This is a genomic window from Carnobacterium sp. TMP28, from assembly GCF_047553015.1.
Classification (GTDB): Bacteria; Bacillota; Bacilli; order Lactobacillales; family Carnobacteriaceae; genus Carnobacterium_A.
Genome location: NZ_CP180212.1, coordinates 1,717,664 through 1,741,104 on the forward strand (window position 1 = coordinate 1,717,664; position 23,441 = coordinate 1,741,104).

25 protein-coding genes are annotated in these 23,441 nt (G+C 35.5%); 10 read left to right on the top strand and 15 right to left on the bottom strand.

The window, feature by feature from the left end; genetic code table 11:
• Window positions 1–123 precede the first annotated feature (123 nt).
• From ACMHYH_RS08190 to ACMHYH_RS08205, 4 genes are all read left to right on the top strand, one after another.
• Window positions 124–615 (top strand): ATP-binding protein, encoded by a 492-nt coding sequence (locus ACMHYH_RS08190; protein ID WP_414838913.1) that lies wholly within the window; start codon window positions 124–126, stop codon window positions 613–615.
• 111 nt (window positions 616–726) lie between these two features.
• The gene (locus ACMHYH_RS08195) at window positions 727–873 is read left to right on the top strand and encodes an Arm DNA-binding domain-containing protein (RefSeq protein WP_414838914.1); all 147 of its coding nucleotides are present in this window, start codon (window positions 727–729) and stop codon (window positions 871–873) included.
• A 12-nt stretch (window positions 874–885) separates the two neighbouring features.
• Window positions 886–1,461 carry a phage integrase SAM-like domain-containing protein gene (locus tag ACMHYH_RS08200; protein ID WP_414840375.1) on the top strand — a complete coding sequence of 192 codons (576 nt, stop codon included), beginning with the start codon at window positions 886–888 and terminating at the stop codon, window positions 1,459–1,461.
• Window positions 1,462–1,609: 148 nt separating this feature from the next.
• Window positions 1,610–1,810 carry a tyrosine-type recombinase/integrase gene (locus ACMHYH_RS08205; protein ID WP_414840376.1) on the top strand — a complete coding sequence of 67 codons (201 nt, stop codon included), beginning with the start codon at window positions 1,610–1,612 and terminating at the stop codon, window positions 1,808–1,810.
• Between the two features lie 48 nt (window positions 1,811–1,858).
• Here ACMHYH_RS08205 and guaA read toward each other — a convergent pair whose 3' ends face one another.
• Window positions 1,859–3,415, bottom strand: a complete 1,557-nt coding sequence (gene guaA / locus ACMHYH_RS08210; protein ID WP_414838915.1) for a glutamine-hydrolyzing GMP synthase — start codon at window positions 3,413–3,415, stop codon at window positions 1,859–1,861.
• A 132-nt stretch (window positions 3,416–3,547) separates the two neighbouring features.
• Entirely contained in the window at window positions 3,548–4,471 is a 924-nt protein-coding gene (gene coaA / locus ACMHYH_RS08215) for a type I pantothenate kinase (protein ID WP_414838916.1), read from the bottom strand.
• A gap of 228 nt (window positions 4,472–4,699) precedes the next feature.
• Here coaA and ACMHYH_RS08220 point away from each other — a divergent pair, with 228 nt between their 5' ends.
• The 6 genes from ACMHYH_RS08220 to fni are packed head-to-tail and all read left to right on the top strand — an operon-like array spanning window position 4,700 to window position 10,464.
• The gene (locus ACMHYH_RS08220; RefSeq protein WP_414838917.1) at window positions 4,700–4,969 is read left to right on the top strand and encodes a hypothetical protein; all 270 of its coding nucleotides are present in this window, start codon (window positions 4,700–4,702) and stop codon (window positions 4,967–4,969) included.
• On the top strand, window positions 4,966–6,324 hold the full coding sequence (locus ACMHYH_RS08225; protein WP_414838918.1) for a tripartite tricarboxylate transporter permease: 1,359 nt from the start codon (window positions 4,966–4,968) through the stop codon (window positions 6,322–6,324). Before ACMHYH_RS08220 ends, ACMHYH_RS08225 begins: the two co-directional genes overlap by 4 nt.
• A gap of 26 nt (window positions 6,325–6,350) precedes the next feature.
• A complete protein-coding gene (gene mvk / locus ACMHYH_RS08230) occupies window positions 6,351–7,283 on the top strand; it encodes a mevalonate kinase (protein ID WP_414838919.1) in 933 nt (310 codons plus the stop codon).
• Window position 7,284: 1 nt separating this feature from the next.
• Window positions 7,285–8,259, top strand: coding sequence for a diphosphomevalonate decarboxylase (mvaD, locus tag ACMHYH_RS08235; RefSeq protein WP_414838920.1), 975 nt, complete (start codon window positions 7,285–7,287; stop codon window positions 8,257–8,259).
• Between the two features lie 35 nt (window positions 8,260–8,294).
• Entirely contained in the window at window positions 8,295–9,371 is a 1,077-nt protein-coding gene (locus ACMHYH_RS08240) for a phosphomevalonate kinase (protein WP_414838921.1), read from the top strand.
• 25 nt (window positions 9,372–9,396) lie between these two features.
• Complete coding sequence (gene fni, locus ACMHYH_RS08245) at window positions 9,397–10,464, top strand: type 2 isopentenyl-diphosphate Delta-isomerase (RefSeq protein ID WP_414838922.1); 1,068 nt, start codon at window positions 9,397–9,399, stop codon at window positions 10,462–10,464.
• Window positions 10,465–10,651: 187 nt separating this feature from the next.
• On the opposite strand, the gene ACMHYH_RS08250 is transcribed toward fni, so the two are convergent.
• The 13 genes from ACMHYH_RS08250 to ACMHYH_RS08310 all read right to left on the bottom strand — a co-directional run bounded on the left by ACMHYH_RS08250 (window position 10,652) and on the right by ACMHYH_RS08310 (window position 23,311).
• Window positions 10,652–11,479, bottom strand: a complete 828-nt coding sequence (locus ACMHYH_RS08250) for a GNAT family N-acetyltransferase (protein ID WP_414838923.1) — start codon at window positions 11,477–11,479, stop codon at window positions 10,652–10,654.
• Between the two features lie 36 nt (window positions 11,480–11,515).
• On the bottom strand, window positions 11,516–12,052 hold the full coding sequence (locus ACMHYH_RS08255) for an acyl-CoA thioesterase (protein WP_414838924.1): 537 nt from the start codon (window positions 12,050–12,052) through the stop codon (window positions 11,516–11,518).
• 96 nt (window positions 12,053–12,148) lie between these two features.
• Window positions 12,149–12,472, bottom strand: coding sequence for an AzlD domain-containing protein (locus tag ACMHYH_RS08260; RefSeq protein ID WP_414838925.1), 324 nt, complete (start codon window positions 12,470–12,472; stop codon window positions 12,149–12,151).
• Window positions 12,473–13,177: an AzlC family ABC transporter permease gene (locus tag ACMHYH_RS08265; protein WP_414838926.1), complete on the bottom strand. Its 705-nt coding sequence runs from the start codon at window positions 13,175–13,177 to the stop codon at window positions 12,473–12,475.
• Window positions 13,178–13,635: 458 nt separating this feature from the next.
• Window positions 13,636–14,937: a pyrimidine-nucleoside phosphorylase gene (locus ACMHYH_RS08270; protein WP_414838927.1), complete on the bottom strand. Its 1,302-nt coding sequence runs from the start codon at window positions 14,935–14,937 to the stop codon at window positions 13,636–13,638.
• Between the two features lie 120 nt (window positions 14,938–15,057).
• Window positions 15,058–15,729: a ribose-5-phosphate isomerase RpiA gene (gene rpiA, locus ACMHYH_RS08275; RefSeq protein WP_414838928.1), complete on the bottom strand. Its 672-nt coding sequence runs from the start codon at window positions 15,727–15,729 to the stop codon at window positions 15,058–15,060.
• A gap of 348 nt (window positions 15,730–16,077) precedes the next feature.
• Window positions 16,078–17,349, bottom strand: a complete 1,272-nt coding sequence (gene codA, locus ACMHYH_RS08280) for a cytosine deaminase (protein ID WP_414838929.1) — start codon at window positions 17,347–17,349, stop codon at window positions 16,078–16,080.
• 20 nt (window positions 17,350–17,369) lie between these two features.
• Window positions 17,370–18,641 carry a cytosine permease gene (codB, locus tag ACMHYH_RS08285; RefSeq protein ID WP_414838930.1) on the bottom strand — a complete coding sequence of 424 codons (1,272 nt, stop codon included), beginning with the start codon at window positions 18,639–18,641 and terminating at the stop codon, window positions 17,370–17,372.
• 226 nt (window positions 18,642–18,867) lie between these two features.
• On the bottom strand, window positions 18,868–19,326 hold the full coding sequence (locus tag ACMHYH_RS08290; protein WP_414838931.1) for an ASCH domain-containing protein: 459 nt from the start codon (window positions 19,324–19,326) through the stop codon (window positions 18,868–18,870).
• 161 nt (window positions 19,327–19,487) lie between these two features.
• On the bottom strand, window positions 19,488–20,561 hold the full coding sequence (locus ACMHYH_RS08295) for an ABC transporter substrate-binding protein (protein WP_414838932.1): 1,074 nt from the start codon (window positions 20,559–20,561) through the stop codon (window positions 19,488–19,490).
• On the bottom strand, window positions 20,558–21,391 hold the full coding sequence (locus ACMHYH_RS08300; RefSeq protein ID WP_414838933.1) for an ABC transporter permease: 834 nt from the start codon (window positions 21,389–21,391) through the stop codon (window positions 20,558–20,560). The genes ACMHYH_RS08295 and ACMHYH_RS08300 overlap by 4 nt, the downstream gene beginning before the upstream one ends.
• Complete coding sequence (locus ACMHYH_RS08305; RefSeq protein WP_414838934.1) at window positions 21,388–22,203, bottom strand: ABC transporter permease; 816 nt, start codon at window positions 22,201–22,203, stop codon at window positions 21,388–21,390. Before ACMHYH_RS08305 ends, ACMHYH_RS08300 begins: the two co-directional genes overlap by 4 nt.
• A gap of 13 nt (window positions 22,204–22,216) precedes the next feature.
• Window positions 22,217–23,311 (bottom strand): ABC transporter ATP-binding protein, encoded by a 1,095-nt coding sequence (locus ACMHYH_RS08310; protein WP_414838935.1) that lies wholly within the window; start codon window positions 23,309–23,311, stop codon window positions 22,217–22,219.
• Between the last annotated feature and the right edge of the window lie 130 nt (window positions 23,312–23,441).

A 23,441-nucleotide genomic window follows, 5' to 3' on the forward strand; every position in this document is an offset into this window, starting at 1 on the left:
TAGAACGCCTTCTTTATTTTTGCTAGTAAAAAGATAATATCCTCTCGAGAACTATTTTACACGTACGAAGCTATAAAAATTGAAACATATCAAGGTTTTTACTTGTTTTCTAATCCAGGAAATATGAAAATATCTATTGAAGAATTTGTAAGAGGTGGAGATTCAAAACCACGAAACAATACTATCGTTACTTTATTCAGAAGAGTTGGGTTGTGCGAGCGAGCTGGATCAGGGGGACCAAAAATATTTCAAGCAGCTCAAAAAAATAAACTAAAACTTCCAGATATAAAAATAGAACCCTATAAAACTACTATAAGACTATGGAAACTTGATATAGCAGATGCTCATCCTGATTTAGGCGAAAATGAAAAAAAGATATTGCGATTTGTGCTTAAGAACCTACTTCCTATTTCTAGCTCTGAAATACGAGAAAACTTAGATATTTCAAAACATTACTTTGACCAATCTATTAAAATATTAATTGAAAATGATTTAGTTCAACAAGAAGGAAAAGGTAGATCAACAAAATATTCACTTAAACAATCTACTTCAGAATATATAGCCCAACTACAACATGCCTATAAACAACTAGAAGAATATTATGTAAATAAATAAAGAACACCACTATCCCCTACGAAAGCGAAAGTGGTGTTCCAAGAAACAAATCAACCTTAAAATAGGTCTTTTTATTATATCCTATTTTGACAGATAATAGGAAGAAAAGAAATGCCAGCATACAAAGAAAACAATACATGGACTTCAAGATTTTACTATGAAACTAATTCTGGTGAAAGAAAGCAAAAAAAGAAGCGTGGTTTTATTAGAAAAGGCGATGCGATTAAGTACGAACAAGAGTTTTTATTAACTTTATAAGGCAGTCCTGAGATAACTTTTAAATCACTACTGGATGACTATATGGAAGATTGTAGTCACAGGCTTCGAGAAACGACTTTAGAAAACAAAAAATATGTAATTAATACAAAGATACTACCATTTTTTGAAGACTTACCTATTAATCAAATAGATTCCTTGAAAATAAGGAAATGGCAGAATTGGTTATTAAAGCAAGAAACTTCTCAAGGTAAAAAGTTAAGCCAAACTTATATCAAGACTATTAATAATCAAGTTTCAGCTATTTTAAACTATGCTGTTAAATTTTATAACTTACCATCTAGTCCTATTCATAAAACTGGAACGATTGGAAAAAAACATGCTGATACAATGCAATTTTGGACATTAGATGAATTTAATCAATTTATTAAAGCTGTATCAGATAAGCCAACAAGCAAATTAATTTTTAACCTGTTATTTTTGACCGATATTTGTTCCGGTGAACTACTGGCTCTTAATGGTAAAGCCTTTAATAGAGATGATTTAACTCTCGATATAAATAAGTCTTATGCTAGATTGAAAAGCAAAGATATCATATCTGATCCAAAGACAAAAAGTCTAAAAGAGTGATTTCATTATCGAATTTTTGTTTGAATACTTAGACGAATATATAGATAAAATATATGATTATAATCCAGATACGAGACTATTTTCTGTAAATAAATTTTATTTACAAAATGAAATATGGTTCTAGGATTGTAAACGTTAAAAAATTAGAATACATGATTTAAGACACTCTCATGCATCGCTGTTGGTTGAAATAGGTTACTCGCCTATTCTTATTCAGCAAAGAGTAAGTCATGAAGAGATAGAAACAACGCTTCGGACATATAGTCATCTCTACCCAAATAAGCAACAGGATATGGCCAAACAAATGAATGATTTAAAAATTAAGTTCAATTTAAGTACAAAGCAATAAAAAGCTGTTAGAACGTTGTTTTAACAACGTCTAACAGCTTTTCTATTTTTATTCCCACTCAATTGTTGATGGTGGTTTACTCGTTATGTCATACACGATACGGTTAACGTTTGCGACTTCGTTTACAATACGCACAGATATTTTTTGCAAGACATCCCAAGGGAGGCGAGCAAAATCACTTGTCATACCGTCAATTGAGGTCACTGCACGAATTCCAACAGTGTAATCATACGTACGGCCATCACCCATCACACCAACACTGCGAATACCAGGTAATACAGTAAAGTATTGCCATACATCACGGTCAAGTCCAGCTAATGCAATTTCTTCACGTAAAATAGCATCACTTTCACGCACAATTTCTATTTTTTCTTCTGTTAGTTCGCCAAGTACACGTATTCCTAAGCCAGGACCCGGGAAAGGTTGACGCCAAACTAAGCTTTCTGGCATACCTAATTCAATTCCTAATTCACGTACTTCATCTTTAAATAAGGTATTTAGTGGTTCAATTAATTTAAATTGCATATCATCAGGAAGTCCGCCTACATTATGGTGTGATTTAATCGTTTGAGCTGTGTCTGTTCCACTTTCAATCACATCTGTATAAAGGGTTCCTTGTGCTAAGAATTCAATCCCTTTTAATTTTGTCGCTTCATCATCAAAAACATAAATAAATTCATTTCCAATAATTTTACGCTTTTGTTCAGGATCACTTACGCCTACTAATTTGTCCATAAAGCGTTTTTTAGCATCTACTCTGATAACATTTAAGCCGAATTTACCTTCTAGACTATCCATAACTTGATCGCCTTCATTTTTACGCAATAGGCCGTGGTCAACAAAGATACACGTTAGTTGGTCACCAATAGCTTTTTGCAATAAGACACCAACAACACTTGAGTCTACTCCGCCTGATAACGCTAGCAAGACATTTTTAGTTCCAACTGTTTCACGAATCTTTGCAATTTCAATTTCAATAAAGTTACTGATGCTCCAATTCCCTTCGCAACCACAAACAGCGAAAGCAAAGTTTTTTAACATCTCATTGCCTCGTTCAGTATGGCGCACTTCTGGATGAAATTGGACTGCGTGGAAGTTTCTTTTCGAATCAATCATTGACGCAATTGGGCAGTGTTGGCTTGTTGCAGCAACTTCAAATCCTACAGGTACTTGAGTAACCAAGTCACCGTGACTCATCCAAACCGTTTCTGTTCGTGCTAAACCACCGAATAAAGGTGCAGAAGTATCTGTTAGGTTAATTTCTGCTTTACCGTATTCGCGGTTTGAGCTTGCTTCTACTTTTCCACCTAATGCCGTTGTCATCAATTGCATGCCATAACAAATACCTAAGATAGGAATGCCTAATGTAAAGATTGCAGGATCAACAGAATAAGCGCCATCATCATACACACTCATTGGTCCGCCTGAAAAAATAATTCCTTTAGCATTCATCTTGCTTATTTCTTCTGCTGTTACTTTATGAGAAATCAGTTCAGAAAACACGCCAAATTCTCTAATGCGTCGTGTTATTAGCTGATTGTATTGACTCCCAAAATCCAGTACAACAATCTTTTCAATCTCTGTCAAATCAGTCGTTATTGCCACACCATTCACCCCATCTATTTTTTTATTCATTCCAGTTCGTTATCTAATTTAGATTATACTTCTCTGTTACGCTTCATTGTATCGAGTATGGATGGACAAATCAATATGTCGAAAACGCTTTTTCATTTTTTTTTAATACTTTCGAAGCAATAAACGGTCAATAAAATGATTTTCACTTTTATGCAGAATTAAATCTGCTCGATTTCGGGTCGGCATAATGAATTCCGTTAAGTTTTTCAAGTTAACTTTTTTCCAAATGCCTCGTGCCATTAAAAAGGCATCTGCTCGATCACCTTGAGCATACGAGTAATAATAGTTACTTGGATCCATAAAGGCTGTATCCAATAATGTACCAAAGCGTTCTAGATACCATTTTTCAATCTGATCTGGTTCAGCATCCACATAAATGGAAAAATCAAAAAAATCACTAATATAAATTTGTTCATTTGTTGGCAACTGAAGAATATTAATGCCTTCTACTATTAGAATATCGGGTTGATCTAACACATGAAATTCATCTTCAATAATATCGTAAATTTGATGAGAGTAAACGGGAGAAACCACTCGTTCTTTCCCATTTTTTACATCTCCTAAGAAAGCAATCAATCTTGCCATATCGTAACTTTCAGGAAAGCCTTTTCGATCCATTAATTGTTCTTTTCTTAGAATCTCATTTGGATAAAGAAAGCCATCTGTCGTGATCATATCAACCGTTTTTTCCTTGTAGACACGAGAAAGAAGTGTCTGTAATAACCGTGCAACCGTGCTTTTACCTACAGCAACACTTCCTGCTATCCCAATAATATAAGGTTTTTTGACAATTTCTTGCCCTAGAAAAGCATTCTTTTTCGCTTGTAAATGTTCGTATTGGCGAATATAGACATCTAATAATTGGATAATTGGTACATAAACTTCTTCTACATCTAAGAGAGAAATACGGTCATTTAAACCCGTTAATTCTTCTAATTCTTGATGACTCAATGGAGCAACTGTCTTTATATTTAATTCTTTCCATTCATCCCGTTCGATAATATGAAATGTTGCTGATTCTTTCATGCAGCGGCCCTCCATGTTCTTTTAAACTTCTGTATGAGTATAACAAATAATTTGTTTTATTTGTAGTCTTCTATTCAATGTATTTAATTAGATGCGTTATCTTTAAAGAAACTTAACTAGTCAGGAATACGCTATTTAGTGTAGTATGAGTTTGTTAAGGATAGAGTGGATAGCTTCTTTTTTATTATTTTGTTGTATCATGTAATTGCTATTAATAGGAGGATGAATATGAAAGAAAATAAATTGGTTGAAATTTGGGGAGATGTTGTTGCTATCAGAAGTTTAGTTTTAGCCATCTCATTCTCAAGTTTCTCAACGATGGGGGCCTTTTTCTTAGCACCTGCTGATGATAAAACAAAACAACTTTTCTTTGGATTAGTTGGAGCCTTGATTGGCTTTATTGTTTCAAGTGTGGTTATTAAACCAAAACGTGTCATAACCGATGCCGTTGAAGCTAATGAGCAACACCTCACTCAACAAGGAGTGAATGACGAATGACAATTCTTTTGCTTTCTCAAATGATTCTTGCTTCTTTATCCGCTTTTTTATTGTATACCTTTATTGGGTTTATTCCAGGAACAGATGAAACATCTGTGCTTCTTCCCGTCACACTTGCACTTGTTCTAGCCGGAGCATCACCAATCATTATTTTAACTTTTTTTATTTCAGCTATCATAACACTGAATTTGACTAATGCAATGCCAACCGCACTTGTTGGTTTACCGGGCGGCGTCATGTCTAGTCCAATGATTGAGCACGCTCTTTTTTTGAAAAATAAAGGCCTGTCCGCTATAACTATTAAAAAGATGGCTGCTGGTTCATTAATCGGTACCGTTATTTCTATTCCTATTTCACTTATTGTGGCTAATTTACTTGCTCCTTATGGTACAATTATTCAGCCATATGCTCCACTATTGTTTGTTAGTGGAGCCGTGTTTTTATCCTTAATCGGAAAAAATAAAGTTTTAGCTTTATTAAGTATTATTCCTTTGGCGCTATTGTTTCAAAGTTTGCGGTACCTTTATTGGGGGATGGAAGTTGTTCCTAGAGAAACCACCATCACGACATCTTTCTTCTTAGGAATTACGATTGGGCCTTTAATTATCTCATTGTTTTCACTCTTAACAAAAGAAGGTCAACTAAGCATGTTAACAGATCAACCAAAAGCTATTACACTTTCTAATAAAATGAGTGGCAAACAAACGTTAAATCCATTAAACATTCTAACAAAATCAGAATTAAAATCGGCTTCTTTTGCGGCTATGTTAGCGAACTTTTTCTTTGTTTTAAGTCCAGTTGGCTTGATTATTTTAATTGGTGGAGCTGCAGGAAATCGTAAAAAAGATTTAATTGAAAAAGCTTCTACAAGCATCACAACTATGAGTGCTTTAGCACAATCAACCTACTTATCTGGTATTATTATCCCATTAATTGCCTTAGGTATTCCATTGTCTCCGACATCTATTGGACCAGGAAATGCCCTATTCAATGCTCCACCTGTTTTTACTGTTGATAATAATTTACACCATTTGCTAAGTCGAAGCGATTTTGTTTGGGCTATTTTAGTAGGGGCTTTAATTGCGAGCAGTCTATCTTATTTTGTTATTAATCGCTATGCTGAAGTCATTTCGCGCTTTGTATTAACTAAAATTCCACATGAAGCTGTTCTTGGATTGTTTATTTCTTTCATCTTGTTGCTAGCTTATATGGATGCAGGACTAATTAACATCTTTGGAGTCTTATTAATTGGAATTGTTTGTGGTTCATTAAATAAGATGGGTGTGAATTATGGTATTCAGTTTATGACACTATATGCTGCACCTTGGATTATTGAAAAATTAACTCTCTTATAAAAATAAACTAAAAAAGGAGATTTCTTATGAAAGCAACGGGTATATCAAACGGAAAAATTATCTTAATGGGCGAACATTCTGTTGTTTACAATGAACCCGCTATCGCAATTCCTTTTCTTGCTACTGCGATTGAAACGGTCATTGAAACAACGACTGGACCCGTTATATTAGATTGTTTTTTTTATAAAGGACCGTTATCTCAAGCTCCTAAACGGTTATTAAATTTAGCAACCGTTATTAAAGAAACCGTCAAAACCATGGCTAGGCCCTTAGAAAACTTTACTGTTACTATCACTAGTACCATTCCTGCTGAAAGAGGAATGGGTTCTAGCGCTGCTGTTGCTGTAGCTACTATTCGTGCTTTGTTTCGCTATTTTGATGAACCTTTATCTAACACTGTTCTGTTAGAATTAACCAATATCTCTGAAACGATTGCACACGGCAATCCGAGCGGTTTAGATGCAGCTATGACTAGTAGCAACTCCCCTCTTTACTATATTAAGAATCAAGAATTTGAATTCTTTCCACTTAATATGACTGCTTACTTGGTCGTGGCCGATACAGGTATCACAGGCCAAACAAAAGAGGCAGTCGAAAATATTGCACAATTGTATCACACTGCACCTGAACAAACCGATTACTTGATAAAACAATTAGGTCAATTAGCTAAAGACACTAAATTAGCTATTGAAAAAGATCAAGCTATTGCCTTAGGAACTAACATGACTCAAGCACACCACTTGCTTGACTCGTTAGGTGTCAGTAGTCATGAATTAAATGGGCTTGTTGATGCTGCGCTAGATTCAGGTGCATTAGGTGCGAAACTAACCGGCGGCGGACGTGGAGGCTGTATGATTGCCTTAGCAAAAAACGAAACTGCTGCTAAACGACTCTCTAAAGATTTATTAAGAGCAGGCGCTCAGCACACATGGCTTTACAACATGAGAAAGGGCGAATAAAATGACTGAAAAAATAGTACGAGCACATACCAATATTGCTTTAATAAAGTACTGGGGGAAAAGAGACGAATCGCTTATCTTACCAGCTAGTAGCAGTCTTTCTTTAACGTTGGATGCTTTCTATACAGATACTTCTGTTACTTTTGATGACTCTCTTGAATCTGATACTTTTTTCTTAAACGGCTGTTTACAAAATGAAACAGCTACACAAAAAGTCAGTACTTTCTTAAATTTATTTAGAGAACCTGCTGGCATTTCTTCTCCTGCGTTAATTAAAAGCACCAACTTTGTACCTACAGCAGCTGGCCTAGCTTCTTCTGCATCTGGAATGGCGGCTTTAGCAGGTGCTGCTAACTTAGCGTGTCATCTTCAGCTCTCTCAACGTGAATTGTCTCTCTATGCACGTAGAGGGTCTGGATCAGCTACACGTAGCATCTATGGTGGCTTTGTTGAATGGCAAATGGGCACTTGCGCTGCTGATTCTTATGCTGTGCCTATTGATGATGCTGATTGGGATATCGGAATGGTTGTCGTCGTTGTTAACAGCCGTAAAAAAGAAATGTCTAGTCGTGAAGGAATGAAAAACACAGTAAAGACTTCACCATTTTATGCCGGTTGGCTAGATAGTACAGCTAACGATTTAATCGAGATTAAAAAAGCTATTTCCTTACAAGATTTCCAAAAAATGGGTGAACTAACGGAAAGCAATGGAATGAAAATGCATGGTACCATGTTAGGCGCTAATCCTCCTCTTTCTTATTGGGAACCAGATAGTGTCGTCGCGATGCAACTGGTCCGACAATTGCGAAAAGAAGGTATTCCTTGTTATTTTACAATGGATGCTGGTCCAAACGTCAAAGTTCTTTGTCGCTTAACGGATAGTAAAAAAATAAAAGCGCGATTTGCAAAACAGTTTAACCCAGAGCAACTAATCATTGCTAAACCTGGTGAAGGTCTCAAAATTCTGACAGAGTAGAGAATTGGATTGAATCTCAAAGGAGGAAACAAGAAATGATAGAAGTTTCAGCACCTGGTAAGCTTTATATTGCAGGTGAATATGCCGTGGTCGAACCTGGCCATCCCGCTATTATTGTAGCCGTTGATCAGTTTATTACAGTATCACTTGAACAGACAAAACATGTTGGCAGCATTACTTCCTTCCAATATGGAAATTTACCGATTTTATGGCGAAGACATAATGATCAATTGGTCTTGGATAAACGAGAAAATCCTTTTCATTATATTTTAGCGGCGATTACCGTTACAGAAAAATACGCCAAAGAACTGAATAAAGAGCTATCATTTTTTAGTATAACAATAGACAGTGAGTTAGATAGCTCTAACGGTCGAAAGTATGGCTTAGGTTCTAGTGCTGCTGTTACTGTAGCTACTATCAAAGCTTTGTGCCAGTTTTATACCTTAGATTCTAATGATGAAGTAGTGTTTAAACTAGCTGCATTAGCTCATCTGTCTGTCAAAAGCAATGGGTCTTGTGGAGATGTAGCAGCGAGTGTTTATGGTGGCTGGATAGCCTTTACTACTTTTGATCGTGATTGGGTCGCTTCTCAACAAAAAAAGGAACAATACTCTATAAAAGAATTAATTGACACTGACTGGCCTCTGCTTTCTATTAAGCCTTTAACGCCACCTCGTGATTTGCGTTTAGTTATTGGTTGGACAGGTTCGCCTGCTTCTACTTCAGATTTAGTTGATGAAGTAACCAATCAAAGAAACCGTGATAAAAATGCGTACGACAACTTTTTAAAAGACAGCAAGCAATGTGTGAACCAAATGATTGAAGGATTTCAACACAACGACATCCAAATGATTCAACAACAGATTAGAAAAAATCGCGCGCTTTTAATAAAGATGAGTCAAGATACGGGTGTCATTATTGAAACTCCTGCCTTAACTCAATTGTGTAACGTAGCTGAACAGTATCACGGTGCAGCAAAATCATCTGGTGCTGGTGGTGGCGACTGCGGAATTGTCTTGTTTAATCGTAGAGAAGGCTTATTGCCTTTAATGACCGCTTGGGAAAAAGAAGGCATCACGAATTTGCCTCTACACGTTTATACAACTAAATAGCTCGTAAAAAGAAAGGATGATCTTCATGAACCCTGCAAATAACCGAAAAAATGAACATGTCTCTTTAGCGATGAATTTTTTTCAAGAATCTTCTAAATCTGATTTTGATGCACTCCATTATGTCCATCATTCTTTCCCTCAAATGTCTGTTGAAGAAGTTGACCTTTCAACCTCTTTTGCTTCATTTCAGTTAGATGTTCCTTTTTATATTAATGCAATGACCGGTGGCAGTGACTGGACAAAAAAAATCAATAAAAAGCTTGCTACCGTTGCTCACGAAACAGGTATCGCTATGTCAACTGGTTCAGTAAGTGCAGCTTTAAAAGATCCGAGTGTAAAAGACAGTTTTACCATTATAAGAGACGTGAATCCCACTGGTCTAGTCTTTGCTAATCTTGGAACAGGTCAAACGGTTGAAAATGCTAAAAAAGCTGTCGACTTATTAAAGGCTGATGCTTTACAAATTCATATCAATGCTCCTCAAGAGTTGATTATGCCCGAAGGAGATCGTGATTTTTCTAATTGGCTTGAACAATTAAGTGCTATCGCCGCTGCATTAGATGTTCCTGTTATTGCTAAGGAAGTTGGTTTCGGGATGAGTCGAGAAACAATCAAATCTATTCTAGCTACTGGCGTAAAAACGATTGATATTAGTGGAAAAGGCGGCACAAACTTTGCTCAAATTGAAAACTACCGGCGTAAAACCAATAAAATAGATTACTTAGAAAATTGGGGACAATCTTCTGTCATCTCTTTACTAGAAGCACAAGAATTCTTAACCACTGCTGACATCCTTGCTTCAGGTGGCATTCGTCACCCATTAGATATCGTAAAAGCTCTTTCTCTAGGAGCCAAGGCGGTTGGTATTTCTTCTTTAATTTTAAATATGATCATTAAAGATGGTGTCGATGAAACGATTAACCAAATCAATGATTGGAAAGAAAATTTGACGGCCATCATGACACTTGTCGGTAAAAAGACTGTTTCTGATTTACAACGAACGGACTTTATTCTTACTGGTGAAGTAAAAGAATGGTGTCTAGCACGCGGGATTGACTACACTCACTTTGCTGTTCGCTCGACAACAAACTAGTAAAAACGTGATACAATTTCAATTCTTTGTATCACGTTTTTTTATTTGACGGTTTTTATAAAAAATAGATAATCTGAAGAGTCTTAGTTGAGGTTCGCTACTCTACTATCAATTAGTACGCTTGTAAAAATAAAGTAGGAATACAAAAAAGATGCTAGGACACTATGTCCCAACATCTTTCTCTTTTTTAACTCATCCATTCTTGGAATATATTCTTTTTATCTTCTTCTTTTTTTTGATTTAACATGACCCAATTTTTATCTGTATCTTTAAAACCTAGTTGATGATAAATGCTTCCAGCTACTGGATTATGATAAAACAGACAAGCTATTTTATTTTTTTCTAGGCAGTCTTGAGTAAGAGAAGCTGCAATAGCTTTAGCGTATCCTTTGCCTTCCTCAGACTCTATTGTACCTATTCGGGTAATCATTGCTGCCATTGAACTCTGCGCTGATAATCTTCCTGAAGAAACAATTTCGTTCTTTTCATTTTTTATTACTTTTATATGAATATCGTCGTTTTCTATCAGTTCTGATAAGACTCTCTCTGTTTCTGATAAGGTTTCAAAACAGTCTTTTTGCCAGTCAATATAAGCAGGAATATCTTCTTTTTCCAACGTCTGTACAAGATTCATCTTTTGAGGAAGCACTAGTAAATCTTCACAGACAGAAATAACTGTTTCAGCTTTTTCTAGTTCAGGAAAATAATCGATATACTGATCGATCACTTTCTTTTCTCCACTAATTGCTTTAATTTCATCTAAACTTTGCAATAAAGGTAAAAACGTCTCTAAACCAGAAAATTCTTCTTCGTGTACCGGAATAGCGATATCTCTATACCGTAACAATACTCCTGTAACTTCATCAAGATCATTTGTGTATGCCCAAACATCTTGATCTAAAGAATCAAATCCATATCTTTCTATGTCTGCGATAACAAATGCATTTGTTAGTGGATCGATTGCTAAAAAATCTAGAACTAAGTCTTTCTGGTTATCGGTACATTTATATATCAAGATTGTTCCTCCTAATCTTTCCTGTTTTTCTTTCTTTTACTCTTCCCAAGCCGTTGAATAAGAAATAATAGCTGCAAATTTTTCATTAAATTCACGATTTAAAAGACGTTTTTCATGGCGCTTTTCATACCCACTACACACTAATTTTTCTTCTTGGGTTGTGGGTTCGATTAACGGCACAAGTACACTTAGATTGGTTTCACTTTTCATTGAGACAAACGTACTAAAACTTGTTGCTGCTAAGTACCGTTCCCCAGTCATTAGATTTTCTCCCATAATTTTACAAAAAACTTCCATAGATGATTTCCCTACTCCTGACACATAGCTTTCAATACAAACAGAATGATTGCTTGGTAAAGGGTGTAAAAAATCTAATGAATCAATGGAAGCTGTGACCGTTATCCCTCTTGAATGACGAGCCGCTGAAATAGACGCTATGTTATCAATCCAGCTCATTAAATTCCCACCAAATAAAGTCTGATGGTGATTTAAATCAGATGGCAATACACGATGTGTTTGAACTGCTTTTGATTCAATGCATTTTTTTGTTGCACGATTCGTTAAATCTGCCATATTTACCCTCCTATAAGTCTCTATTCGTTAACACCATCTAGCTTCTTTTCTATCTTATTATAGCACGGTTCTTTTCAAGATAGCTTATAGAAGAAGTCAATTTAAATAAATAAACAAAGAGAGACTAATCACTCCAACAACCATTGAAAACAATAAGCTTTTAGTATAATAAGCTACACCTGCTGTCAAAAGAGACGGGATTAACTTAAAATTAGTTAATGGATCAAGAGTTAAATCTCCACTCCAAAAAAAGATATCAGAAAAAATGAGCGCTGAAAAAATAGACACGGGAATAAAAGACATCCACTTAGCTAATTTTTCAGGAATTGTTCGTTTGCTCAACACTAACATTGGCAACATTCTAGGTAAATACGTTACTATCGCCATACCAAGAATCAACGTCCACGGATTTAATTTCATTTAGTGTAAAGCCTCCTTTGATTTTTTCTCCTCACCAGTCTTATCTACTACATAACCAAAAAGAGATGCTAGAATTGCTGCAATAACTAAGGCAATGTTGTGATGCAATAATTCCATCAAACCAACCGATAAAAGACCCGCTACTAAACCAACAACAACAAATAATTTAGAAACAAGTTGATTGATCAATAAAGCAATAAACATCGCAATTAATACATAATTCATGATGGTGATATCAATGGTCAACGCACTGCCAATAAATCCTCCAACTGTTGTACTAACGACCCAAGTTAAGTAAGCTAATACATTCGTAGCTAATGCTTGATAGTCTGTCCATTTGTGATTTTTGAACTGGTTGTAATTAATAGCATAAGCCTCATCTGCTAACGTATGGCTAAATAATAAGATAAATGGAATAGAGCTTTTTTTAAAAAAACCAGATAAACTAGAACTCATTAATAAGTGCCTAATATTCAAAAAGAAAACCATTAATATAATCGTCGGAGCCGTTGAACCAATAACAACCATCGAAGCAGCCATAAATTGAGCAGCGCCAGCAAAAACAATTAAACTCATCAATAAAATAGCTGGAATACTAAAGCCAGAATCATACAAAAGCATCCCACAAGCTAAACCTAATGGAATGTACCCTAACATTACCGGGAAAATAATTTTAAATCCTTCTTGCCAGTCTTTTCTTTTCATTTATTTTCCTCCTTAATACAAAAATAGTAAAGGCTAGTATATCATATTCTGTTCTCTTTTCCTCATCTGATTTTAATCAAATTCTATTTACTTTTATTTATCTTAAAGAGTGTATTGTACTCTCAAATCTATTTTGCTATGCTAAGTCTACTAACTAATGAAAAGAGGATAAAATAACATTATGCTAAAAAAAGTTCTGTTGCGTATTTTCTTTATTAGTTGCCTTTATTTTTTAGTCTACTTATTTTCATCAACCTTTCGCTTAATGGTAGCAAGCGGAGGATTTTGGGCTTACCTACACGTCTTTATGAGTAGTATCTTGTTTCTTGGTATTTTCCTAACCGCGGTTTCTATTCTGCATTACTTATTTGTTGAATAAAAAAAGCCGATTGCTGCAACCCAATGGTATAGGGATGAGCAATCGGTTTTTTATTTACTACTTCATTCAATGAAACGCGTTAATCAAGAATAACTTCGTGAATCAATTGAATAGGTTCTGCTTTTTCTGAAATCATAATGTTTTCTTGAATTTTATTTTCTACTGCTGTTACATCTAATTGATTGCTATGAATGGTTACAAGAGACTCACCTTTTTTAACGGTATCTCCAACTTTTTTACGCAGCATCAAACCAACAGCCAAATCAATAACACTTTCTTTGTTTGCTCTTCCAGCTCCTAACATCATCGCTGCTATTCCAATTTCATCTGCATTGATTTGAGAAAGAACGCCATCACGAGAAGCCAATACTTCTGTCTGGTAAGCCGCCTGCGGAAGACGTTCTGGATGATCAATAACCGATGCATCTCCACCTTGTGAAGCAACAAATTCTTTAAATTTCTCAAGAGCCTTACCGTTAGTTAAGTTTTCTTCTAGTAGTAATCTAGCTTCAGCTAAATTACTGCCTATTCCAGCTAGGTGAACCATTTGACTGCCTAATGTTAAACAAAGATCTACCAAGTCTTCTGGACCATGTCCTTCTAAGGTGTCGATAGCTTCTTTTATTTCTAAAGCATTGCCAATAGCATTACCTAAAGGTTGGCTCATATCGGAAATAACAGCCATTGTTTGACGTCCAACAAGATTTCCAATTTTAACCATAGCGTGTGCTAATTGTCTTGCATCCTCTTCTGTCTTCATAAATGCACCTGCACCTATTTTTACATCTAAAACGATCGCATCTGCTCCAGCAGCAATCTTTTTACTCATAATTGAGCTAGCAATTAAAGGAATCGATTCCACAGTACCTGTAACATCACGTAAAGCATATAACTTTTTATCTGCTGGTGTTAGATTTCCAGATTGGCCTACTACCGCTACTTTATTTTTATTAACCAACTCAATAAATTTCTCTTGTGTTAATTCAACAGTAAAACCTGGAATAGCTTCAAGTTTGTCAATCGTTCCGCCGGTATGACCCAACCCACGACCACTCATCTTAGCAATCGGAACTCCTAAACTAGCTACCAAAGGAGCTAGTACTATCGTAGTCGTATCGCCTACTCCACCGGTAGAATGCTTATCGACTTTTACTCCGTGGATAGCAGAAAGATCAATTGTTTCTCCTGAATTTACCATGCTCATTGTTAAATCACTGCGTTCATGATCATTCATTCCTTGGAAATAAATTGCCATTGCCATCGCACTCATTTGATAATCAGGAATCTCACCAGTTGTAAATCCTTCTATCATAAAATTAATTTCTTCCGTCGTTAATGATTTTCCATGTTGTTTCTTAGCAATCAAGTCTACTATCCGCATATAAGTCTGTCTCCTTTAATTCGTTTTATTACACAATTTTACCATACTTTGATGTGTTAACGGTTTCAATAGTATGAATTAGTAACTTTTTTTAGCATTTTATCATCAAATTCTTATTCTTTACCTAACATCAAGCACTTCTACAGCCGTTTCGTGTCCTACAATAACTGTGTTAACCATATCTAAAAATAGACCATGTTCCACAACACCAGTTAATCCATCTAACCAACTAGCTAACTCATGAGGGTCTTCTATTGCACCTAAATGTAGGTCAATAATATAATGTCCACCGTCGGTTACGTAAATTTCTTTTGACTCATCTAAACGCAACTCAGGGTGCAGATTCTTTGATTCAAATAATCTAAACAGTTGTTTGTAGCCAAAAGACACAATTTCAACCGGCAAAGGGAACGCACCAAGTGTTTTCACCATTTTACTATCATCAACAATCCAAATAACTTTATCACTTGCATTGGCTACTAATTTTTCAAATAATAAAGCACCGCCACCACCTTTGATTCCTTGATGATTTTCACTTACTTCATCCGATCCATCAATCGTTAAATCAATTTTCTTAACATCATTCAAATCTACTAACGGAATGTTCAGTGCCTCTGCTTGCTCTTTTGTACGAGTAGACGTTGTTACCCCTGTAATCTTTAAACCTTCTTTGACTCTTTTGCCAAGCGCTTCTACTAAATAATAAGCTGTCGAGCCTGTTCCTAATCCAACAGTCATACCTTCTTTGACATACTCTGCTGCTTTTTCTCCAACCATTTGTTTAACATTCATGCTATTTCCTCCTTATTTTCGTTCTACCTTTTTCACAAAAAAATGATGTAAACTAAAAATATGTAGAATTCTAAACACTTTTGGCTAAACTTATTTTCTTACTTTGCTTTGGCTGGTTAATTAATCCTCAGTCAAAGAAAAGTCTTACTTTTTTATTTTACCATTTATATCAGCTAGAAAGCAATAATCGAACGACTTATCTTCTTTTAAAAATAACAGTAAAACGTCTACACTAAAATAGAGTTCCTCACTCTTACTTTTGGTGTAGACGTTTTATTTCAAACTCTTATTGATCGTATTTAAACCTCTCTTACCCATCAGAATAAGAGAGGGCACGTTGCTCTCTTTTTATTTAGAAAAAGTTATTTCTTCTTTTCCATCTATTTCTACAACAGAACGTGCAGGGCTTGTTTGCGAAATGATCTGTCCATTTCGAATAGAATACAAGACAACAGCTTGTCTTCTGACAGCTTCATATCCACTCTCTGCATCTAAAACAATTACATTACCCGGCTTACCTATTTCAATCCCATATTGCTCTTGAACATGCATCACTTTAGCGCTATTGGTACTAATTAAGTGAAGTGACTGGTTGATTTCTTCATACCCCATCATCTGCCCAACATGCAATCCCATATGCAGAACTTGTAGCATATTGCCCGTTCCCAAAGGATACCAAGGATCAAAAATGTCATCGTGCCCAAAAGCTACGTTCATACCCGCTGCTATCAACTCTTTAACCCGTGTTAATCCCCTTCTTTTGGGATAGCTGTCAAATCGACCTTGCAAATGGATATTAACTAACGGATTCGAAACGAAGTGAATCCCAGATAGTTTCAAGATACGAAATAACTTTGATGTGTAAGCGTCATTATAAGAACCCATTGCTGTTGTGTGACTAGCTGTAACTTTATCTCCTATACCGTATTCATATGCTCTCGTGGCTAGTACTTCTAAAAAGCGTGATTGCTCATCATCAATTTCATCACAATGAACATCGATAAGCGCGTCATATTTTATGGCTAGTTCAACTAACTGATTAATTGATTCAACCCCATATTCACGTGTAAATTCATAATGTGGAATCCCTCCAACAACGTCTGCTCCTAACTTTAAAGCTTCTTCTAATAAGCTAAGTCCATTAGGGTAAGATAAAATACCTTCTTGTGGAAAAGCCACAAGTTGAATAGTCACATAATCTTTCATTTCTTCGCGTAATTCAATCAATGCTTTTAATGCGGTTAAAGAAGGGTCAGTGATATCTACATGTGTTCTAACAAATTGAATGCCGTTAGCTAGTTGCATCTTCAAGGCTTTGCGAGCTCTTGTTTTCACATCTTCAATAGTCAAAAATTGTTTTCTTTCTGACCAGGTTTCGATGCCTTCAAATAAGGTCCCACTTTCATTCCAACGTGGCTCACCGGCGGTTAAAACAGAGTCTAAGTGAATATGCGGTTCGATAAAAGGTGCTGTTACCAGTTTACCTTTCACATCTACTACTTGGTGTCCTTTTACTTGTTCTAATGCAATGCTATCTTCAATCCGTGTGATAAGGCCTTCTTCAATTAATATATCTTGTTTTTTGTTTTGATCATAAAGCCAACCGTTTTTTATTAACACTTTTTAATCCCCTTTATTTTTTAACTGATTTCATTGGTTAGGCTTTCCATTTTTAATGCTACTTGAGATGGCTTCATTACTTTAACCAAAACAGTATACGTTGCTATAGCTACAAGGATGCCATTAATAGCTGCGATTCCCGGTACATAAAGTGCAGCTAGTGAGCCTATCGCTGTAGCTAATAAAGCATGAACGTTTACACTTCTAAACTCTTGTGTATCAAAATGCTTGTATCTTTCTTTATCATGTAAGAAATAATCCGCAATCAAAATCCCGCCAACCGGTGGAATAAAGGTACCTAGCGACCCTAAGAATACTTGAAAATTATTGTATAAAAAGAGTGAAGATAATGTACCAAGAAGTCCTAAAATCAAGACAATTTTTTTCTTTGGTTGTTTTGTGATATTTGAAAAACCAAGTCCTGCTGTGTAGATTGCATTATCATTTGTTGTCCAGATATTTAATCCTAATACAACAATAGCTGGAATAATTAAGCCTTGCGAGAACATGACTTCTGAAACATCTGATAAGCCTGTGACCATTGCCCCAACAGCTCCAAATAAAAACATCAACGAATTTCCAACAAAGAAAGCTAAAACCGTTGTTACAACACTAATTTTTTGAGATTTTGCAAATCGAGTAAAGTCTGCTGTTGTTGAGCCTCCGCTAATGAACGAACCTATTGTTAAGGATATGGCTGTTCCCATTGTAATTGGATTAGTTGGTGTAAGAGACAAAATCTCTTTCATTCCACCTGCAGATTGAATTGCATCTATAACTGACTTACCTCCTAACAAGGCAATAGCTGGTACAGAAATGAAACTAATGATTGCAAGAGTTTTCATTCCAAAAAATGCCGAGGTTGTCATTGCTATTCCGGCAATAATAACTAGGACTGGGATACTGATACCTGTTACTTTATGAATGGGGAGTGCAATCATCGCAATTCCTACACCAAACCACCCAACTTGCGTTACCCCTAAGAGAAACGAAACCAAGTAAGAACCTTTTTCTCCAAAAGAATACTTTGCTAGTAGATGAGTTGATAATCCTGTACCTGAACTGATAAAAGCAAGAAAACCGGTGTAAATACCTAAGATTAAGTTTCCGATAAACACAGCTATCACAAAGTCTCTAAAAGATAGTCCAGCTCCAAGAGTTCCACCTGTTAGCATACTTGCAGAAAAAAATGTGAAGCCTAACATGATAAAGAGCATCGACCAAAATCCCTTTTTATCTTCCTTTTGCACTTTTGCTAATGAATAATCCTTGTCTTGCTGAGTGTTTTCCATTTTACTCCTCCTTATTATTCACCAGTACCTGCACATACAAAAAGACCCCTTGTCAAAAAACGACAAGGAGTCTGCGTATACATACAGCAGTACAACACTGCCTCTTTAGACAGTGCAAACCTTGTCAGCCTCTCTGGACTGATTTTAAAGGTACCGATATTTTATTAATGCCAATCTTATACGTTTAAGTACACTGTGTCAACTCAAATCTTTTTTGAAAAGAAGTTTAAGCAGCATAAACAAATTCAAATTGGATACAAACGACTTCTATCTTTGGAGAAAAATGCCAGTGTTCCTCTTTGCATTGTTTTTCAAAATAATCTTGGTATAACTCCTGCCAACCGGTTAAAGTACGGTCTCCTTCGCCTTCTTCATAAGCCAATTCAGCGGATACTTGATCAAATGGTAAGATAGACACTTTTAATAGTTGCACTATCCCGATAGCTTGATTGTTGCCATCTAGAATCATCGAATAGCTTCCTTCTTGAGGGACGGATTTTTCTTTCCTTTGATATTCTAGTAACAATGTTGTTTTTGCCGTCTTTAATCCTTCTAAAATTAATGCTGCAGAGTGATTGGCTCTATCTTTAGTATCCCCAAAAGTCATTAAGTCGTAATGATTTGGTAATGTAGAATTTTGAAGTTTGAAATTTTCCCATAACTCTTCTGCCGACTCATTTATCATTATTTCACTTTGCTCCTGTTCATTATTTTGAACAACTTTATCTCCTTATTCAAAATCTTTTTCATTCACTTGATGGATTTTAGTTCATTTAGTTAAGTAACGTCAACAGGAAGTGTACCATAATCCGAACAGTATTGTTTACTATTATCGCTATTTCTATCTTATTTCCGGTGCATTTTAAATTCTAAAAACAAATCGTTGTACACACCAATAGACTCTTTACCTAAATCATCATAGACTTCTAAATTTTCTAATGTCTGATTACTAGGATAAAATTGTTCATCCTCTGTTATCTCTAGTGGCAATTGTTTTTTTGCTGCTTCATTTGGTGTTGAATACCCAATGTATTCAGCATTTTGAGCAGCGTTTTCCGGCTCAAGCATAAAATTAATAAACGCATACGCCGCTTCTTTATTTTTTGCTGTTTTAGGGATAATGAAGTTATCAAACCAAAGATTGGAGCCCTCTTCTGGAATAACATAGTGCAAGTTTTCATTTTGGTCTAACATTTCAGCTGCTTCACCAGAAAAGGTTACAGCTACCGAGCTTTCTTCTTGAATCATATACATTTTGATTTCATCTGCGACAATAGCTTTGACATTAGGTGTCAAGGTCCTTAATTTTTCTGCTGCTGCTTTTAGTTCTTTTTTATCTTTTGTATTTAGTGAATAGCCCAAACTATTTAAAGATAAGCCCATTACTTCTCTGGCTCCATCAATTAACATAACGTCGTTTTTTAATGTGGGGCTCCAAAGGTCATCCCAATGCTTTATCTCTTCTTCATCTATAAATTTATCATTGTAAATAATACCTAGTGTCCCCCAGAAATACGGAATTGAATACGTATTTTTAGGATCAAAAGATTGATTTAAAAATAAGTCATTTATATTTTCTAATCCCTTAATTTTATTGTGATCTAATTTGATTACCATCTTTTCTTTAATCATCCGCTGAATCATGTATTCACTCGGAACAGCTAAGTCATAAGCTGTTCCTCCCTGTTCAATCTTAGTATACATGGCTTCGTTCGAATCAAACGTTTCATAAGATACGCGGTAACCTGTTTCTTCTTCAAATGAAGTGATCAATTCTGGGTCAAGATAGTCTCCCCAGTTGTAAAAGTTCAGCGTATTATCTGACGTAATGCCTTGTGATTTACTCAATTGATCAATAGAAACATACAATCCCGCACTGACAGCTAAAATTGAAACAATTATCATTAGTAATCTTTTCATCTAATTGGCACCGCCCCAACTGCTAGTCGCTTTTTATTTTTTTGTTTTTTCGATAGATTGTGTTGTTGGATAAAATAATAACCTACAACTAGTAAAAGAGAGAACAAGAACATCAATGCGCTTAATGCGTTGATTTCTAAACTTACTCCTTGTCTTGCTCTAGAGTAAATCTCGACAGCTAGTGTTGTAAAGCCATTTCCTGTTACAAAAAAAGTTACTGCGAAATCATCTAGTGAATAAGTAAAAGCCATAAAGAACCCTGCTAAGATACCTGGAGTAATGCTTGGTAAAATAACTTTACTTAAAACCTGCCAATTATTCGCACCTAAATCACGGGCGGCCATAATCATCGTGTCATTCATTTCTTTTAACTTAGGTAAGACCATTAAAACGACAATTGGAATACTAAAGGCAATATGCGACAATAAAACCGATGCAAATCCCAAACTGAAACCAATAAACGTAAATAAAATCAGAAAACTGGCACCAATAATGACATCTGGCGAGACCATTAAAACATTATTTAAACTAAGCAATGTCGTACGTGTTTGTCTTTTTTTTGTATAATAAATAGCTAAAGCTCCAAAGGTCCCAATGACTGTCGCAGCTAACGAGGAGAGCAAAGCCACAAGCAGTGTGTTTAGGACAATTGTAATTAAGCGTTTGTCTTCAAAAACAGCCACATAATTGTCCCAAGTAAATCCCTCAAAACTAGTCATCGTTCCTCCTGAGTTAAAGGAATAGAAAATCAGATAAAAAATAGGAGCATAAAGAACACTGAAAACAGCTATCAAATAAAGATTAGACCACTTAATTGATTTTTTTTTCATTTATGTCCCCTCTCTTTCTTTTTCTTTTCACCAGTTAAAAGCATGATTAAAAGCATGGCTGCAATTAAAACAACACCGATTGTTGAACCCATACCCCAGTCTTGTGTAACAAGAAAGTGTTGTTCGATAGCTGTACCTAATGTAATCACTCGGTTTCCGCCAATCAACCGCGTTAACATGAATAAAGATAACGACGGGATAAACACAGCTTGTATCCCACTTTTAACACCGTTTAATGTCAAAGGAAAGACTACCCTTCTAAACGTATCTAGTCCATTTGCTCCTAAATCACGACTAGCTCGCTCATATGATGGATTTAACTCTTCTAATGCATTAAAGATAGGTAGAATCATAAAAGGAATTTCAATATACGTTGCCACTAATAAGAAACTAACATCAGTAAACAAAATTTGTTGCCTACCAATTCCAATAAACAACAAAAAGTCATTTACTGAACCATTAATACTAAAAATCCCGATAAATGCATACGCTTTTAGCAATAAATTTATCCAAGTAGGTAAAATAATTAGCAATAACCACAATTGCTTGTGTTTGGTTTTGTTTAATAAATACGCTGTTGGATAGCTAATCAGTAAGGTTGATACCGTTATTAAGAAAGCATACCAAACTGAATTTACGGTCATTCTTAAATAAGTGCCTGATTCAAAATACGTTTGATAATTTGCTAGCGTAAACTGTCCTTCAACGGTAAAAAAAGATTGGTAAAAAATCAATAGTAAAGGAGCTGCGACAAAAAATATCAGCCATAAACTATACGGTATAAAATAAAATAATTTTGATTGTTTCGTCAATTTTTTGTCCTCCCTACTCCTCTTCGTAGCTTTCAAGACGTGCATCGAATTCTTGCTCTGACTCTCCAAAGCGCATCACGTGTATATCCTCAGGTTCAAAATAAAGCCCAACTTCGCTCCCAACAATGGCTTTTTTAGTGGAATGAACCATCCATTCATTGTTTTCACGGTCACGTCCAATAATTTCATAATGGACACCTCTAAAGAGCTGTGTGTTGACTTTAATAGTGATCTTTCCTTTTTCTACAGTCGTCAACCCTAAATCCTCTGGGCGTAAAACGACTTCAACCTTTTCATGAGGCTTCATTCCAGCATCTACGCATTCAAGTGAATGCCCTACAATAGAAACAAGGTAATCTTCAATCATATGTCCTTTGACAATATTGCTTTCTCCAATAAAATCAGCAACATATCGGTTAATAGGCTCATCGTATACATCAACAGGTGTTCCACTTTGTACGATTTCTCCGTCTTTCATTACAAAAATCTCATCACTCATCGCTAATGCTTCTTCTTGGTCATGTGTCACAAATACAAATGTGATACCCAAGCGACGTTGCAACTCACGCAACTCGTATTGCATATCTGTTCGTAATTTCAAGTCTAATGCAGATAAGGGTTCATCTAACAATAAGACTTCAGGTTCATTAACTAGTGCACGCGCAATCGCTACACGTTGACGTTGACCACCGGACATTTCACTGATATCACGATCTTCATAACCTGACAAGCGAACCATCTTCAACACATTTTCAACTTTTTCTTTAATTGTTTTATTGTTCATCTTTTTGATTCGCAATCCAAAAGCAATATTTTCATAAACGGTCATATGTGGAAACAAAGCATAATCTTGAAAAACAGTGTTTACTTTGCGCTTATTAGCTGGTAAATCATTAACAACTTTTCCATCTAAAGTAATCGTTCCTTCATTTGCGTCAGTAAATCCTGCAATTAATCGTAAAATAGTTGTTTTCCCGCAACCCGATGGCCCGAGTAATGTATAGAATTTACCTTGTTCAATTTCAAAATTAATATCTTTTAATACAGGCTCGTCGTCATCGTATTGCTTTTTCACGTGTTCAAAACGAATAATGGTATTTTCTGTCATGTTTAGTACTCCTTTTATGCACATAGCTTTATTTTTCATCCTATTATTTAAAGTATCTGTTTCTTATTTTTCCTCATAAAATATGAGGAGTACTGTTCTTTTCTTATTATTTGGCCTTTTAGTCAATCAG